Consider the following 15,690-nt stretch of genomic DNA (forward strand, 5'->3'; position numbering starts at 1 on the left):
AGATGGAATACACTAAAAGTATAAGGTTATCAATTTTGCTATTTTTCAAGTTGCATACTAGGCGACACAATCGCAATTATCCCTCTCATTAGAAATTGGACGGTTTGCCCTGTGGTTTCATCACTTCCCAAGCCCAATGACTCTTTAACAACGGTTCCCCAGCGTTGTTCTGGGGCTTATGCCTTGATGGACAGTCTCAAACGTCATGGTGTTAAGCACATCTTCGGTTATCCCGGAGGTGCGATCCTGCCCATCTATGACGAACTCTACCGCTTTGAAGAGCGGGGAGAATTACAACATATTTTAGTGCGCCACGAACAAGCGGCCGCCCACGCCGCCGATGCCTACGCTAGGGCCACCGGCAAAGTCGGGGTCTGTTTCGGTACTTCCGGCCCCGGGGCGACCAATTTGGTGACAGGCATCGCTAACGCACACATGGACTCCATCCCGATGGTAATTATCACCGGTCAGGTCAGCCGGGCGGCCATCGGTTCCGATGCTTTCCAAGAAACCGATATTTATGGTATTACTCTCCCGATTGTTAAACATTCCTATGTGGCTAGAAATGCCCGGGAAGTAGCGAGAATCGTCGCTGAAGCCTTCCACATCGCCAGTACAGGACGACCGGGACCGGTTTTAGTCGATATTCCCAAAGATGTCGGTTTAGAACTATGCGATTATATCCCCGTCGAACCGGGAGATGTGAAACTAACCGGTTATCGTCCCACGGTTAAGGGTAATCGCCGTCAAATCGAGGCCGCTTTGCACCTCTTGGAAACCGCCGAAAAACCTTTACTGTACGTTGGCGGAGGTGCGATCGCAGCTAATGCCCACGCCCAAATTGCCGAGTTTGCCGAGCGTTTTCAGTTACCCGTTACCACCACGTTAATGGGGATCGGTGCTTTTGATGAACATCATCCCCTCTCGGTGGGAATGTTAGGAATGCACGGCACTGCCTACGCTAATTTTGCCGTGACCGGGTGTGATTTATTAATTGCCGTCGGCGCTCGTTTTGATGACCGAGTAACGGGGAAATTGGACGAATTCGCCTCGAAAGCTAAGGTAATCCATGTGGATATTGACCCTGCCGAAGTGGGCAAAAATCGCGCCCCTGACGTGCCGATTGTCGGGGATGTGCGGGTAGTTTTAGAACAAATACTCCACAAAGCCAGAGAATTTGATTATCCCACTAATTGCGATCGCACCCAAGCTTGGTTAGCCCAGATCGAGCGCTGGCGCCAAGATTATCCCCTGCAAGTCCCCCTACCGGAAGGCAGACTTTCCCCCCAAGAAGTAATCGTTGAGGTGGGCCGTCAAGCACCCCACGCCTACTATACCACCGATGTGGGCCAGCATCAGATGTGGGCGGCCCAATTCCTCAAAAATGGCCCCCGACGTTGGATTTCTAGCGCGGGATTGGGGACGATGGGTTTCGGTTTACCTGCTGCGATGGGGGTAAAGGTGGCTATTCCCGATGAGGAGGTCATCTGTATTAGTGGTGATTCCAGTTTCCAAATGAATCTACAGGAATTGGCCACCCTAACCCAATTTAATATTCATGCCAAGACGATTATTATTAATAATGGTTGGCAGGGTATGGTACGTCAATGGCAAGAAGCTTTCTATGGGGAACGTTATTCTAATTCCAATATGGAAGCGGGAATGCCAAATGTGGAACTGTTAGCCCAAGCTTACGGCATTAAAGGGATTACTATTCGCCATCGAGAGGAATTAGCCGCAAAAATTGCCGAAATGTTAGCCCATGATGGTCCAGTTTTGGTCAATGCGATCGTGACTAAAGACGAAAATTGTTATCCCATGGTTGCCCCCGGCCAAAGTAATGCCCGTATGATTGGTTTACCGAAAATTGTCACCGGGGGTTGTGAAATGCACAATTGTCCCAGTTGTGGCGCTGTTAACAGTTGGAATAATAAATTCTGTCCTGAATGTGGGGCGAAATTGTAACCAAAAATTGTTAGTTAATTAACCAGCCTCCGTTAAGTATAACGGAGGTTTTTGGCTTTTTCTCTACTATGTGAACATCATAAGTAGGTAGGCGTTAAAAATTATCAGATGCCCCCCTTATTAAGGGGGGATTGGCACCCCCCTTATCAAGGGGGGCAGGGGGGATCGAACCTAAAATCCATTTTTAATTTAATTATAACCAGCTACTTAGAAATTTTCAAACAGAAGCAATGGCAGCCCTAGAAAAGGCTTGAGAAAAAGAAGCGGAAAACTCGATCGCCACCGTGATTAAATTAGCCATATCTCAGTGACAACGGCAAGAGGCTGACATCAACACCATGGACGACAATTAAGAATGACAACCTAAAATCTTTTCGCTAATTTTGCCATAGACTGCACCCTTTGCTTCTAAAATGGGCTATTGCGGCTAGATACCAATATTGGTCTAGCATTTGCCCGTAGACTGAAAAAAGCACGTTATAAAGATTATGGCCAAAGTTCTGGTATCCGATTCGATCGATCCGGTAGGAGTAGAAATTCTGTCACAGGTTGCCCAAGTGGACGTGAAAACAGGACTATCCGCCGAGGAAATCATTCAAATTATCCCCGAATACGACGCGCTGATGCTCCGTTCCAGTACCCGCGTCACCAAAGAAATCGTCGAAGCGGGCAGCAAACTGCAAATTATCGGCCGCGCGGGGGTAGGAGTCGATAATATCGATGTTCCCGCGGCCACTCGTCAGGGGATTATTGTTGTTAACTCTCCCGAAGGTAACACGATCGCCGCTGCCGAACACGCCTTGGCCATGATGTTATCCCTTTCCCGTCACATTCCCGATGCCAATCAGTCGGTAAAAGCGAATAAATGGGAAAGAAATCGCTTTATCGGCACAGAAGTTTATAAAAAGAACCTAGGAGTCGTCGGTTTAGGGAAAATTGGTTCCCACGTCGCCGCCGTTGCTAGATCCCTAGGCATGAAAATTCTCGCCTACGATCCCTTTATTTCCAAAGAACGCGCCGATCAACTCGGTTGCACCTTGGTGGATCTAGAATTACTCTTTGCTGAGTCCGATTTTATCACCCTCCACGTCCCGAAAACTCCCGAAACCCAGCATCTCATCGGTCGGGAAACCATCGCTAAGATGAAACCTACGGTCCGCATCATTAACTGTTCCAGAGGCGGCATTATCGACGAGTTGGCTTTAATTGAAGCCCTCGAATCCGGTAGAATCGCCGGGGCAGCCTTGGATGTATTTGAACAGGAACCTTTAGGCGAATCTAGATTAAGAGAATTATCTAACGTCATCCTCACTCCCCACCTAGGTGCATCGACTACGGAAGCACAGGTGGGTGTAGCTGTTGATGTGGCCGAACAAATTCGCGATGTCCTCCTCGGTTTGCCAGCGCGTTCGGCCGTTAATATCCCCGGACTAACTCCCGATGTTATGGAAAAACTGCGCCCTTACCTGCAATTAGCGGAAACTATGGGTAATCTTGTCAGTCAGTTGGCAGGAGGTCGCTGTGACTCGTTAAATGTCCGTTTACAGGGAGAATTGGCCACTAAAGACAGTCAACCTCTGGTGATAGCGGCAATTAAGGGTTTACTTTCCCAAGCTCTCCGGGAACGGGTAAACTATGTTAATGCGGCGATCGAAGCTAAGGAACGCGGTATCCGGGTAATCGAAACCCGGGATGCTTCCACCCGGGACTATTCGGGATCGATTCATTTGGAAGCTAATGGTTCCATGGGGACCCATTCCGTCACTGGGGCGCTATTAAGTAACGGAGAAATCCGCATTACTGACCTCGATGAGTTCCCAATTAACGTGCCACCGAGTAATCATATGTTATTCACCCTTCACCAGGATATGCCTGGTATTATCGGCAAAATTGGCGCACTTTTAGGCAGTTTTAATGTCAATATCGCCAGTATGCAGGTAGGACGCAAAATTATTCGCGGTGATGCGGTTATGGCCCTGAGTCTCGATGATCCTCTACCGGAAGGTCTTCTCTCGGAAATTACTAAAGTCCCCGGTATCCGCGATGCTTACACAGTAAAACTCTAGATTCAATCAGTTATCAGTAGTCAGTAATCAGTGAAAGGAAAGCTCCGAACTTGCCACTTAATACTGTTGACTGAAAACTCAAATCTGATAACTGATAACTGATCACTGATAACTGATATATGTCTAATAGTTGGTGGGAAATTACGGTTTTGTGCGAACCTAGTCTCGAAGAAACGGTTTTCTGGAGACTGGAAGATTTTGGCTGTTCGGGAACGGCCACTGCTAAAAAACAATCCTCTTTAGAGATTAAGGCCTATATACCAGAAATTAAAGCGCAATTGCCCGATTTAGAGGCACTAAGCCTCTGGTTAAAGCAGGATGCTTTGATTTTAGGTTTTTCTGAACCTGTCACCAGTTGGCAGTTAATGGACGAGGAAGACTGGGCCAGCAGTTGGAAACAACATTGGCAAATTAGCGAGATCGGCGATCGCTTTTTGATCTGTCCTGCTTGGTTAAATCCCCCGGAAAATAATCAGAGATTGGTGATTAAAATTGACCCTGGTTCCGCTTTCGGCACGGGAACGCACCCCACCACCCAATTATGTTTAGAATCCCTAGAAATGCGTTTAAGTAGCCATCCAGAGAATAAAATTATCGCCGATATCGGTTGTGGTTCCGGCATACTGGCGATCGGGGCGATTTTATTGGGGGCCAAAAAAGTTTATGCTGTCGATATAGATCCCCTGGCGGTGAATGCGACGTATAGTAATCGCCATCTCAACGGGATTAACCCCGAAAATTTAGCTGTTAATCAGGGTAGTGTCGAGGAGTTATTAGAATTAATTCCCGATGGTGTTGATGGCATCGTTTGTAATATTTTAGCGGAGACAATTATCGCTTTAATGCCCGAAATCACCCGTCTGGCAAAACCCACCACTTGGGGAATTTTAAGCGGCATCCTCTTCACCCAAGCACAAGCAGTTACAAGTATTTTAGAACGCCACGGCTGGACAGTGGCTGCCCTGTGGAAACGTCAAGAATGGTGCTGTATCCAAATTCGTCGCACCCTGGATTAATATAGCTCTCGGCCGTCAGGATACGGTCGTCAGAATACAAAAGGCAAAAGGCAGCTTTGTTCTCCCCACACCCCACTTCCCACTTCATAATTCATAATTCATAATTCATAATTCCCCCACACCCCATCACCTCATCCATGACTCAAGATAGTTTTCGCATCAGTTTTGCTCCCTTATCTTTGCAGGAAGTATATCAATTAGCCGATGATGGGGCTAATGGTGCTATCGTACTAATGAGTGGTACTGTACGGGAGCAAACCGACGGCAAACCGGTTATTTATCTTGATTATCAGGCCTACGAACCCATGGCGATGGAAGTTTTCCGGCAAATTGCTCGGCAAATTCGGCAAACCTGGCCCGACACCAATCGAGTTGTCATTCACCATCGCACTGGTAAGCTCAAAATCGGGGAAATTAGCGTCTTAGTAGCGGTGGGTTGTCCCCATCGGGGGGAAGCTTTCGCAGCCTGTCGTTATGCTATTGATACTCTCAAGCATAATGCCCCCATCTGGAAAAAAGAATACTGGTCTGATGGTTCTAGTCAATGGGTTAGTATTGGTGCTTGTGAAACGGAGTGTTAGGTCTAATAACGTAAAATCAAGGCGATTTTTTGGTAATCGTTCAAGGAATCCTCCTCGACTAAAGCTACACGTCCTCCCTTGGCCAATACCGCTTCGATAATTTCATCCACTGCATCATCGATTACCTCCGTACCACCGACGTTTTCCACCAGCACTAAATCACCGTTTTCGCCTAAAACTGCGGGTAAATGGTAATTTTTCTCTACTAATAACAATTTTCCTCGACCTTCCTGCGCTAAACGCCACACTTCTCCCAGGGTAGAGATAACTTTTTGAGCGCTGACTGCCGCATCTAAAGCTTGCAGAGCTTCAGTTTTTTGAGTCTGACGCACTGAGTGCATAATCGGCAATACCTGTGGCATTAATTCTGACAGTGAGGTTTTGTCAAAATTGCCAGTTAAAGTGCCAACAATTGCTGATGTGTACTGTGAAACTTCTTGAAAGAAGGAAATTTGACGAACCACTCCACCCACAATCAAAGGGGAAGAATCATCAATGTATTCACCCAGAGCATTATCTACCTGTTGGAAAAATCGCCGGATTCTATCATCTAGATAACTGGTATCGGCATCAAAAGGCAGTGGTGAGGTGGCCCCAGGTCCGGTCATTTCTAGGGGAAAATTCTGATCGCGAATTTCTTCGAGAGTTTCTCCTGTACCGGAGATTAAACGAGTAGAACCCTGACTTAATAGTAACAGCCAATAGGGTTGTTCTCGATGTAATCCATAAACTAAATCCCGTGTAGCAAAGGTTTTATCGATGATAACTCTTGTCTGAACAGAAAAAGGCAGGTTATAAAGCTTGGCAATATCCGGGCCAATGTAGAGAGCTAATCCATCTAGAGTATAAGGATAATCTATTTCAGCCACTAGACTATCGAGGCGATCGAACAAAGGTTCGATTTCACGTTTAGAGAATTCTTCCGATAATCGGCGCTTTGCTTCATCGACCAAATTTTTAACGAGAATAGGGTCTTGTTTGTTATCCGGTGAGGTGCGATGGGTAGGTAAGAGAATGGAAAGGGCGGGTATTTGAGTTAGGGATTGTAGTTTCTTAAGTTCTTGACGAGTAATCATTGATTTTAGCTTGATTGATAGGGTTAAGGAACTAAAAATACTGGCTTTATCCAGATTTTCTCGATTTATTCAGTATTCCAGCTAACATTTTAGGGAAAAAATGTAATTATATCTAGAAAATTAAGAAATTATACTGAATTGCTTTGGCAGAGATTGAGGGAATTTTTAACCAGAAAACTAGGAATATTATTGATTTATCGATCGCCCACCATCAGGACAGAAAATGTTCAGGATGGGTAAATAACCCATCCTCGGAATAATTAGGCCGCTATGGCAGTTTTTTCCGCTATTAATGCCTCTTGGCGTTGAAATTCGGCTAATTGTGCCATAATTTCATCCCGAACAATCTGACGGTATTCCAGGAAATGCTCGTTGTGGGCGCAGACAGTGATATAGTGTTCGGCATTGGCGGGATTATGGCGCAAAATACCGAATAAATTCTGCCAGAATTTCCAGCGAGTGGAACGTTTAAAGCCCTGTCGCCAGATAATTACCGCTAGGGCATAGAGATCGGCCCGGCGAGGCAGTTTAAAGGCAGGTTTAGCTTTAGGTGCGCCTAATTTCAGGAAACAGCGATAGGTGCGATCGAGAAATACCTCCGGATCGTACAATGTCCAGAAGGCTTCAATATATTCTGTGGCAATATCTTCGATCGGCCGGGTGGGAACGAAATTCATCAGGGTACTTTGGTTAATGTCCTGTTTCCCCGTTAATCGTAGTCGTCCTTCTTTTTCCAAGCGAGTCCATAGGGCGGTATTCGGTAAAGCTTGTAACATTCCAAATAGAGCCGTAGGAATGGCCGCTTCTTCGACAAAATTAATGATGCGATCGGCCGCTCCTTTTTTCTCGCCATCAAAACCGATGATAAATCCCGCCATAGGGCGCAATCCGGCTTTAATAATCTTTTCTACCGTCTCAGTTAAGGAACTGCGGGTATTTTGGAATTTTTTGGTTAATTGTAAACTTTCTTCGTCGGGGGTTTCAATACCTAAAAAGACGGCATCAAAATAACAATCGACCATCATTTCCATTAATTCCGGATCGGCGGCTAAATCCACCGATGCTTCCGTGTTAAACCGGAAAGGGTACTGGTGTTCTTCTTGCCAAACCTTTAATTCTTTGAGGAGTAATTTAACGTTACGCTTGTTACCGATAAAATTATCATCCACCATGAACACGCCCCGGCGCCAACCTAATTCGTAGAGATAATCTAATTCTTTTAATAATTGTGCGGGGGCTTTGGTGCGGGGTTTACGACCGTAGAGAACGATAATATCGCAAAATTCGCACTGGAAGGGACAGCCCCGCGAAAACTGCACTGACATGGAATCATAAGCTTCAAAATCGAGCAGATCGTAGCGGGGAACTGGGGTAATTGTCACATCGGGTTTTTCTGTGGTGCGGAAAACACCTTTAGTTTCTCCTTTTGCCAATGCTTCCACAAACATCGGGATGGTGATTTCTCCCTCATCGAGAATCAGAAAATCGGCCTCAGCAACTTCGTGGGGGATAGAAGTGGGATAGGGACCCCCCACGGCCACCAGTTTACCCCGTTGCTTGGCTTCGTGAATTTGCTCGATTAAATCTTGACGTTGGACGATCATACCCGAAAGAATGACTATTTCGGCCCAGTCCCATTCTGCTTCTGTCACTGCCCGAATATTGCGATCGACCAGTTTAAATTCCCATTCCTGGGGTAAAATCGCCGCCACCGTCACCATACCCAGGGGAGGAAGTAAGACTTTGCGATCGACTAATTCCAGAATTTTGTTATAAGACCAGAAAGTCGGCGGAAAAACGGGATAAATCAGTAAGGCACGCATATTCACTCCTCGCTCGACGGCGATCGATTCTTGACCTTTCGCTTGATTGTAATCTTTTTCGGTCAGGGATGGGAAAACCGTTATTTAGTCTGAGAACTAGGATCAGGCTTGATTTTCGGCCGCCATTGCCCACCCTTGACCCTACCCCCATAAAAGTTTATGGCCAACATCAATAAAATTTATGTAAAGAAATGTTGCATAGTCTGGAAAGTTATGTTACATTAAATATCAAGCACTTGACTTAAACGCAATTTTCTTATAGGAAGGCAATTCACCATGGATAAGCAAGAAAACAAACTCGGTTTCACCGCTTTCGCTGAAAACTGGAATGGTCGTTTAGCCATGCTCGGTTTCGTTATTGGCGTAGCGACGGAATACTTAACCCACAAAGGCATCCTTGCTCAGTTAGGCTTAATGTAATTTCGGCCTCGACTGCTGTGCATCTACAATCATCTTGAATAAATCCTTAAAAAAAGGGAAAGAGCTATGCTCTTCCCCTTTTTAAGTGGGAGGTTGGAGAGATTTTTCAGTGATCAGTCAACAATAATCACTCATGGTGAAGCTAATAGGTTTTAGATACCAGATGATAGAGTTGATTAAAACTCAGTTTTTGGGAGTTTTCAAAGAAATATTGGCGATAATGGGGCTCTTTTGGATTTGGTGGGTAAAATGTATTCTGAGATACAGTCCTGCTGGCGAGGGAGTGGAGGGAACCACAAAGACACAAAGGGCACAAAGATTGATCGATCATATAGTAAGTTAAACTTATCACACAGAACCTAGAAGAGCCATAATGGTAGTTAGCTAGATTGAACAAATTTTTTGACAAGAAGGCATAATGGTCGATTTCTGACCATAAGGGATGGTTTTGACTGATAATATGACGTTCAACTACCTTCATATCTTGATTATACCTGATAACGTTCTTAAAATCTATCGGTGGCCAAAGTTACTTATTTTAGTTATCTAGCTACAGAAATGAGTAACTTTAAAAGGCTTTAGGTAGGTTTTTGGTTTCTGTGGTTAACCCAAATTATCCCTATTCTTTTTCCTTCCAGACAAACACCAGAAGAGCTAACTCTTGGGGTTGATGCTTTTCGTTTTTGAATTGGCGCACTGATAACTGATTAAGACATTTCTAACATTCTTTGAATCGGCAACAGTGCCTTAACTCTTAAATCTTCAAAAATAGTAATTTCTGGAGTTTTATCTCGCATACAGAGATACAATTTTTCGAGAGTGTTCAGTCTCATATAGGGACACTCATTACAAGCACAGTTATTTAAAGCTGGTGCGGGTATAAATGCTTTCTCTGGCGCGGATTTTTGCATCTGGTGAATAATCCCCGGTTCTGTGACGACAATAAAGGTTTTTTCGGAACTTTTCAGGGAATAATTTAATAGTGCCGTCGTGGAACCAATATAATCGGCATGGCGTAAAACCGATGATTCACACTCAGGATGGGCGATAATTTTTGCTTCTGGATGGGCAACTTTTAATTCTATTATCTTGCGTTCGGAAAAAGTTTCATGGACAATACAACTACCCTGCCAGAGAACTAAATCTCTGCCAGTTTGCTGACTGACATAACGACCTAAATTGCGATCAGGAGCGAAGATAATCGGTTGATGGACAGGGATTTGATTCACTATTTTGACTGCGTTGGAACTGGTGCAGATAATATCACTCATGGCCTTAATTTCTGCACTGCAATTGATATAGGAAATCACGATATGATCGGGATATTGGGCTTTAAAACGAGCAAAATCTTCAGGATGACAACTATCAGCTAAAGAACATCCCGCATCTAAATCCGGCAGCAATACCAACTTATCCGGATTTAAGATTTTAGCTGTCTCTCCCATGAAGTGAACCCCCGCAAATACGATTACATCTGCTGGCGTTTGGGCAGCCTGCTGGGATAAACCTAGAGAATCACCAATATAATCAGCTATATCCTGTATGTCAGAATTTTGATAGTAGTGAGCCAGAATAACGGCGTTTAATTCCCTTTTAAGCTCTTTAATTGCCGTAAATAGGTCATCAGGTAAGCTCGATCGATTTGCGGGTTGAACAGTTGTGAACACGGTGAGATTTATGGTTATTTTTACCAAATACTAAACAAGTCTCTACATCATAGCAAATTTTTCCAAGGAGAGACCACAAACAAAAAAAGCTTGATACAACAGCGCTCAAACGACTGACAACCAAGCCCCGATAATACCATTTGGCTCTTCTAGGTTCTGTGTGATAAGTTTAACTTACATAGGATTGATCAGTCTTTGTGTCCTTTGTGTCTTTGTGGTTCGTTCCACCCCCTCGCTAGGAAGAATGTATCTTAGAATACATTTTACCCACCAAACCCAAGAGAGCCACCATTTTTCAAAAAGTATATAGCGTGTTATATTCGCACGAGGTACATTATTGATGTTCAAAAGCTTAATCAGCAAAGGTTTAAATGTGCCGTACAGGTACGAGAACCGCTATAGTTTATTTTTGGGAAATCCCTAAACGCTGATATTCTCTCTGGATACAAGCATCCATAATCACATTTAAACCCGCCTCGATCGCCCTTTTTTCCGCAACTGGGTGATAAATTTTCAATTGTGTCCAAAGGGTAGCAGCCTGAATAGCAATAGCTGACTCGACAATTTCAGGTAGATAATCAGGATGACGAAAAACGTTAACAATATCCACGGGTTCAGGGATAGCCTCTAGAGAAGGATAGCACCTTTGACCATCAATTTGCTTGACCATCGGATTGACAGGATAGACTCGATAACCCACCGCTTGCAGAAATTTGGCTACCTGATAGCTGGCGCGACTCGATTTCTCAGAATGCCCCACCACTGCGATAATTTTACTATTGCTGAAAATGGTTTTGAGCGCACCATCGTCTCCTTTAATATTCGGCATTGTCCCACCTATCTTAGAACAGAGTTTCGTTTCCCATAAAGATGAAGTGTAACCTAATTTGGTATCGACTTTTAACTGCAGCTTTAGCCCCTCTGGAGAACTGGCAGCAATGTTTAACTTTTATATCGGAAAAACAGTTATTACAAATCCCAATCAATTCCTCGGTATCTCTAGGAAAATTTACCCGATGGTTGCCCCTAAATCCTCTGACTTTAGTTAGTACAAAACCTCATGAATTATCTTAGTGTTATCATTCCGACTCTTAATGAGGAGTTAAGGATTGCAGCAACGTTAAAACAGATAGGTGAAGGAGTAGAAATTATTGTTGTCGATGGGGGAAGTACAGATAAAACCAGAGAAATAGCCGAACAATTGGGAGCAAAAGTAATTATTCCTTCTAGTAAAGGTCGTGCATTTCAGATGAATTTAGGAGCCAAAATAGCGAAAGGAGATATTTTGTTATTTCTGCACGGAGATACTTTACTCCCCCAAAATTATCAAGAACAAATTATCAATACTTTATCCCAATCTGGGATAGTAGCGGGGGCTTTTGAATTAAAAATTGATGGAGAGGAAAAAACCCTGCGTTTAGTGGAAAAATTAGTTAATTGGCGTTCTCACTGGTTTTCTCTTCCCTACGGAGATCAAGGAATATTTTTAAAAGCCTCAATATTGACCGATTTAGGGGGGTTTCCTGAGTTACCAATTATGGAAGATTTTGAATTAATACAAAGATTGAAAAAAAGGGGTAAAATAGCCATAGTTTCTACTGCGGTGATTACCTCAGCAAGACGTTGGCAAAAATTAGGAGTTGCCAAAACCACCTTAGTTAATCAATTAATAATTATTGGTTATTATCTAAAAATTCCGCCGCATTTGTTGAAAAATTTTTATCGTTTATGGTAATAAAGGCTTGCTGAAAAAGTATTTGAGGTCATTGTGTAATGTAGGGGCGCAACGCTTGCGCCCATAATGTGACATTGTGAACATTTTTCAGCCAATATCCAAGAGAGGCAAACACAATTATATAATCGAAGAAACCCTACCAAAGAAGAGGTTTCCATGGCGCAAAACATTAACAAAAATCATCAAAAGTGCGGGGGAGGGGGGTAAGCATTACTTATTTGTAGCAGGCAGTACCAGTCTTTTGAAAAATACAATTATATGGTTCTTCGGTTTGTCTTATGCAATAGACGGGAGTTATAAGGGATGGAACCCTTATAGAGAAAGACATTGGGCGATTTTTGTCAATTGTTTTTTATCTAAAGCGAACTAATCAATTAAATCCCTTACCAGATAAAGATTTTGTTGATTTATGCCCCCCTATCGAACCATAACAAGTAACGAAGAGCCAATTATATAATCGAAGGAAACTTACCAAGTGAAGAGTTTTCCATGGCCAAAACATTAACAAAAGTAATCAAAAATGCGGGGGGGGGGGTAAGCATTGCTTATTGGTAGCGGGGGCAACTCTAGCCATCCTAACCCCTTTCCAAGCCGCCCAAGCAAGTGTTATCTTTAGCCAAGCTGCCGACTTTCCCAGTGGCAACGTGTTAGCATCCCAAAATGATACTAATTCTTTCGGTAATTTTGCCACTGTTTACGACAACTTTAGTTTCTCCAGTGACAATTTAGTTGATGGTGTTGACTGGGTGGGGGGTTATTTTAATGGTAGTCCTGCAGCCATCTCCTCCTTTGCCCTCTCTATTTTCGGTAATAACGCTGGTCAGCCGGGTTCTTTGCTTTTCTCGGAAACGATAACGGGGAATGCGGGGGAAACTTTTATCGGCACAGACAACAATGGCTCTCCCGTCTATAGCTATAGTGCGAACTTGACCAATACTTTCCTCGCCCAAGCGGGTGCAACCTATTGGCTGGCGATTGTTCCTAGTCTTGGTTTTCCGCCCCAGTGGGGATGGTACACCAGCAGTCAGGGCGATGGTGTTTCTTATCAAGACTTTTTGGGGAGCCGCAGTCAACTTGACAGGGATTTTGCCTTTAGTCTGACCGGCGAACGGGTTCCCGAACCTTCGGCAATTTTAGGATTATTAGGTTTAGGACTTTTGGGCATCGGTTCTCAATTCAAACAAAAACGATAGGCTCTTCTGGTTTCTGTGTGGAAACGAGGTCTATACTGATAGAATATCCGCAAAATAGCCCTAAAAGTCTTGCCCGATAAGCATTTCACGATTCCATAAGCAAAAATTATCACACAAAGTCGAGAAGAGCCAACGAGATAAATTGACAAGTGTGGCGATGGGATTTTTTCCTTCCCCACTTGAGAAAAAACGCACTCTAGAAACCTTCCAAATTTAACTCTTAATTTTAGGTAAACAATTTTTTTTAAATTCCCCGGCAATTACTCAAAAAATTTGACATCTTATAGCGGACAGGTAAAAATTAAAACTTTTCTCTGCCAAGGCACCGATCGATAGGATAATTGATCATTGGAACATCTGCTCTGAGAATATGTCTCTCGATCGCCGTCAATTTCTTTATCTTTTAGGTGCTACCCTTGGCACAGCCACTCTTGCTGGTTTGAAGCCTGTCGCTTTTGCTGTTACTGGTCCCTATAGTCTCATTGCCCTACCCTATAGCTATGATGCCCTAGAACCTTATATTGATAAGGAAACGATGCAATTTCATCACGATAAACACCATGCAGCCTACGTTAATAATCTCAACACGGCAGTGGCCAAATATCCAGAATTGCAGAAAAAAACAGTAGTAGAATTGATTAAAAATCTTGACTCTTTACCCGCCGATATTCGCACCACTATCCGCAATAATGGCGGCGGCGATCTTAATCATACGATGTTTTGGCAGATTATGTCCCCCGATGGCGGTGGCGAACCAACAGGAGAAATAGGAGCGGCAATAATCGCTAAATTTGGCAGTTTCGAGGAATTTAAAAACACTTTCAACCAAGCTGGTACTAAACTTTTTGGTAGTGGTTGGACATGGTTGGTGTTAAATAAGTCAGGACAACTGGAAATTATCAGCACTGCTAACCAAGATAGCCCCCTAATGATGGGATTACAGCCAATTATGGGCAATGATGTCTGGGAACACGCCTATTACTTAAAATATCGTAATCAACGGGCTGAGTATTTAAAACAGTGGTGGAATGTGGTTAACTGGGAGGAGGTAAATCGCCGCTATCTTCAGGCAAAAGCTTAACCATGACAACTTTTACGGTAACAGTTCCCGCTACCACTGCTAATATTGGGCCCGGCTTCGATTGTCTCGGAGCGGCCTTAACCCTATATAATCAGTTTACTTTTACCCTGCTGCCGGCAACGACAGCTAACCCTGTCAGCATTAGTGTCAAGGGAAATGAATCAGCTAAAGTTAGCCAAGGGGCTGATAATTTAATCTACACTTCTTTTTTGCAAGTTTATCAAAAAATAGGACAGAATCCGCCCCCTATCGCCATCGAGATCGGTTTAGGGGTTCCCCTAGCTAGAGGTTTAGGTAGTTCTGCTACTGCTATTATCGGTGGGTTAGTGGCTGCCAATCAATGCGCGGGCAATCCTTTATCTATGGGGGAAATCGAAGCATTAGCGATCGCATTGGAGGGACATCCAGATAATGTGGTGCCGGCTTTACGGGGCAACTGTCAGCTATCGGCAGGTGATAGCACAAATTGGGCTATTTGTCAAGTATTTTGGCAAAAAAATCTCATTCCCGTCCTAGGGATTCCCGATTTTGAACTGGCTACGGCAAAAGCTAGGGCGGTTTTACCCGAAAAAATTAGCCGTCAGGAGGCTATTTTCAATATTTCCCGCTTGGGTTTATTATTGCGGGGATTAGAGACGGGTAACGGCGATTGGCTGAGAATTGCCCTAGAGGATAAACTGCATCAACCCTATCGCCAATCTTTGATCCCGGGTTACGAAAAGGTGAAAAAAGCCGCCATTAATGGGGGTGCTTACGGGATGGTAATTAGTGGCGCAGGTCCGAGCCTATTAGCTTTAACTAACCCTGACAATGCCCAAAAAACAGCCACAGAGATGACCAATGCTTGGGAGGAAGTGGGGATTAACTCCAGTGCCAAAATTTTGGCTTTAGATACCCTAGGGGCCCAAGTAAACTGTTAAGCCTCCAATTTACCTGTTAAGAGTCCCTGACATTTGAGATAAAATTAAGTAAAAAGCTATGAGGAGTCAGTCATCAGTCATCAGTAATCAGGAGTCAGAAATCAGGAGATTATTTTTATTTATTCTCCCCACTCCCCACACCCCACC

General features: G+C 44.0%; 13 protein-coding genes. 9 read left to right on the forward strand and 4 right to left on the reverse strand.

The genetic code is table 11. The features are described 5' to 3' along the window. Nucleotides 1-111 precede the first annotated feature (111 nt). The 4 genes from ilvB (at nucleotide 112) to IQ224_RS14730 (ending at nucleotide 5,628) form a co-directional block, all read left to right on the forward strand. On the forward strand, nucleotides 112-1,965 hold the full coding sequence (gene ilvB / locus IQ224_RS14715; protein ID WP_036402244.1) for a biosynthetic-type acetolactate synthase large subunit: 1,854 nt from the start codon (nucleotides 112-114) through the stop codon (nucleotides 1,963-1,965). Between the two features lie 488 nt (nucleotides 1,966-2,453). Continuing rightward, nucleotides 2,454-4,031 (forward strand): phosphoglycerate dehydrogenase, encoded by a 1,578-nt coding sequence (serA, locus tag IQ224_RS14720; protein WP_194033139.1) that lies wholly within the window; start codon nucleotides 2,454-2,456, stop codon nucleotides 4,029-4,031. Between the two features lie 119 nt (nucleotides 4,032-4,150). Beyond that, entirely contained in the window at nucleotides 4,151-5,047 is an 897-nt protein-coding gene (gene prmA, locus IQ224_RS14725) for a 50S ribosomal protein L11 methyltransferase (RefSeq protein WP_002746837.1), read from the forward strand. 137 nt (nucleotides 5,048-5,184) lie between these two features. Beyond that, nucleotides 5,185-5,628 (forward strand): molybdenum cofactor biosynthesis protein MoaE, encoded by a 444-nt coding sequence (locus tag IQ224_RS14730; RefSeq protein ID WP_002746835.1) that lies wholly within the window; start codon nucleotides 5,185-5,187, stop codon nucleotides 5,626-5,628. A gap of 2 nt (nucleotides 5,629-5,630) precedes the next feature. Here IQ224_RS14730 and IQ224_RS14735 read toward each other — a convergent pair whose 3' ends face one another. Both IQ224_RS14735 and IQ224_RS14740 read right to left on the reverse strand, forming a co-directional pair. Next, nucleotides 5,631-6,704 (reverse strand): hypothetical protein, encoded by a 1,074-nt coding sequence (locus tag IQ224_RS14735; protein WP_002746833.1) that lies wholly within the window; start codon nucleotides 6,702-6,704, stop codon nucleotides 5,631-5,633. A 260-nt stretch (nucleotides 6,705-6,964) separates the two neighbouring features. Continuing rightward, nucleotides 6,965-8,527: a B12-binding domain-containing radical SAM protein gene (locus IQ224_RS14740; protein WP_194033140.1), complete on the reverse strand. Its 1,563-nt coding sequence runs from the start codon at nucleotides 8,525-8,527 to the stop codon at nucleotides 6,965-6,967. 276 nt (nucleotides 8,528-8,803) lie between these two features. Between IQ224_RS14740 and IQ224_RS14745 the strand changes: the two genes are divergently transcribed. After that, entirely contained in the window at nucleotides 8,804-8,947 is a 144-nt protein-coding gene (locus tag IQ224_RS14745; RefSeq protein ID WP_002734821.1) for a high light inducible protein, read from the forward strand. 707 nt (nucleotides 8,948-9,654) lie between these two features. On the opposite strand, the gene nadA is transcribed toward IQ224_RS14745, so the two are convergent. Together nadA and IQ224_RS14755 are read right to left on the reverse strand one after the other, a co-directional pair. Further along, nucleotides 9,655-10,614 (reverse strand): quinolinate synthase NadA, encoded by a 960-nt coding sequence (gene nadA / locus IQ224_RS14750; protein ID WP_002731625.1) that lies wholly within the window; start codon nucleotides 10,612-10,614, stop codon nucleotides 9,655-9,657. 403 nt (nucleotides 10,615-11,017) lie between these two features. Beyond that, nucleotides 11,018-11,443 carry a CoA-binding protein gene (locus IQ224_RS14755; RefSeq protein WP_002746825.1) on the reverse strand — a complete coding sequence of 142 codons (426 nt, stop codon included), beginning with the start codon at nucleotides 11,441-11,443 and terminating at the stop codon, nucleotides 11,018-11,020. Between the two features lie 231 nt (nucleotides 11,444-11,674). Here IQ224_RS14755 and IQ224_RS14760 point away from each other — a divergent pair, with 231 nt between their 5' ends. The 4 genes from IQ224_RS14760 to thrB all read left to right on the forward strand — a co-directional run bounded on the left by IQ224_RS14760 (nucleotide 11,675) and on the right by thrB (nucleotide 15,543). Continuing rightward, nucleotides 11,675-12,349 carry a TIGR04283 family arsenosugar biosynthesis glycosyltransferase gene (locus IQ224_RS14760; protein WP_002746821.1) on the forward strand — a complete coding sequence of 225 codons (675 nt, stop codon included), beginning with the start codon at nucleotides 11,675-11,677 and terminating at the stop codon, nucleotides 12,347-12,349. A gap of 548 nt (nucleotides 12,350-12,897) precedes the next feature. Further along, nucleotides 12,898-13,542: a PEP-CTERM sorting domain-containing protein gene (locus IQ224_RS14765; RefSeq protein WP_002746820.1), complete on the forward strand. Its 645-nt coding sequence runs from the start codon at nucleotides 12,898-12,900 to the stop codon at nucleotides 13,540-13,542. A 370-nt stretch (nucleotides 13,543-13,912) separates the two neighbouring features. Then, the gene (locus tag IQ224_RS14770; RefSeq protein ID WP_002746816.1) at nucleotides 13,913-14,623 is read left to right on the forward strand and encodes a superoxide dismutase; all 711 of its coding nucleotides are present in this window, start codon (nucleotides 13,913-13,915) and stop codon (nucleotides 14,621-14,623) included. A 2-nt stretch (nucleotides 14,624-14,625) separates the two neighbouring features. Continuing rightward, nucleotides 14,626-15,543, forward strand: coding sequence for a homoserine kinase (gene thrB / locus IQ224_RS14775; RefSeq protein ID WP_002746815.1), 918 nt, complete (start codon nucleotides 14,626-14,628; stop codon nucleotides 15,541-15,543). Nucleotides 15,544-15,690: the final 147 nt, after the last annotated feature.

This window comes from Microcystis sp. LEGE 00066 (genome assembly GCF_015207925.1).
Taxonomy (GTDB): domain Bacteria; phylum Cyanobacteriota; class Cyanobacteriia; order Cyanobacteriales; family Microcystaceae; genus Microcystis; species Microcystis ichthyoblabe_A.

Coding starts and splice junctions, on each gene's coding strand:
- serA (WP_194033139.1), top strand. CDS start 2,454: ATGGCCAAAGTTCTGGTATCCGATTCGATCGATCCGGTAGGAGTAGAA.
- prmA (WP_002746837.1), top strand. CDS start 4,151: ATGTCTAATAGTTGGTGGGAAATTACGGTTTTGTGCGAACCTAGTCTC.
- IQ224_RS14730 (WP_002746835.1), top strand. CDS start 5,185: ATGACTCAAGATAGTTTTCGCATCAGTTTTGCTCCCTTATCTTTGCAG.
- IQ224_RS14735 (WP_002746833.1), bottom strand. CDS start 6,704: ATGATTACTCGTCAAGAACTTAAGAAACTACAATCCCTAACTCAAATA.
- IQ224_RS14740 (WP_194033140.1), bottom strand. CDS start 8,527: ATGCGTGCCTTACTGATTTATCCCGTTTTTCCGCCGACTTTCTGGTCT.
- IQ224_RS14745 (WP_002734821.1), top strand. CDS start 8,804: ATGGATAAGCAAGAAAACAAACTCGGTTTCACCGCTTTCGCTGAAAAC.
- IQ224_RS14755 (WP_002746825.1), bottom strand. CDS start 11,443: ATGCCGAATATTAAAGGAGACGATGGTGCGCTCAAAACCATTTTCAGC.
- IQ224_RS14760 (WP_002746821.1), top strand. CDS start 11,675: ATGAATTATCTTAGTGTTATCATTCCGACTCTTAATGAGGAGTTAAGG.
- IQ224_RS14770 (WP_002746816.1), top strand. CDS start 13,913: ATGTCTCTCGATCGCCGTCAATTTCTTTATCTTTTAGGTGCTACCCTT.
- thrB (WP_002746815.1), top strand. CDS start 14,626: ATGACAACTTTTACGGTAACAGTTCCCGCTACCACTGCTAATATTGGG.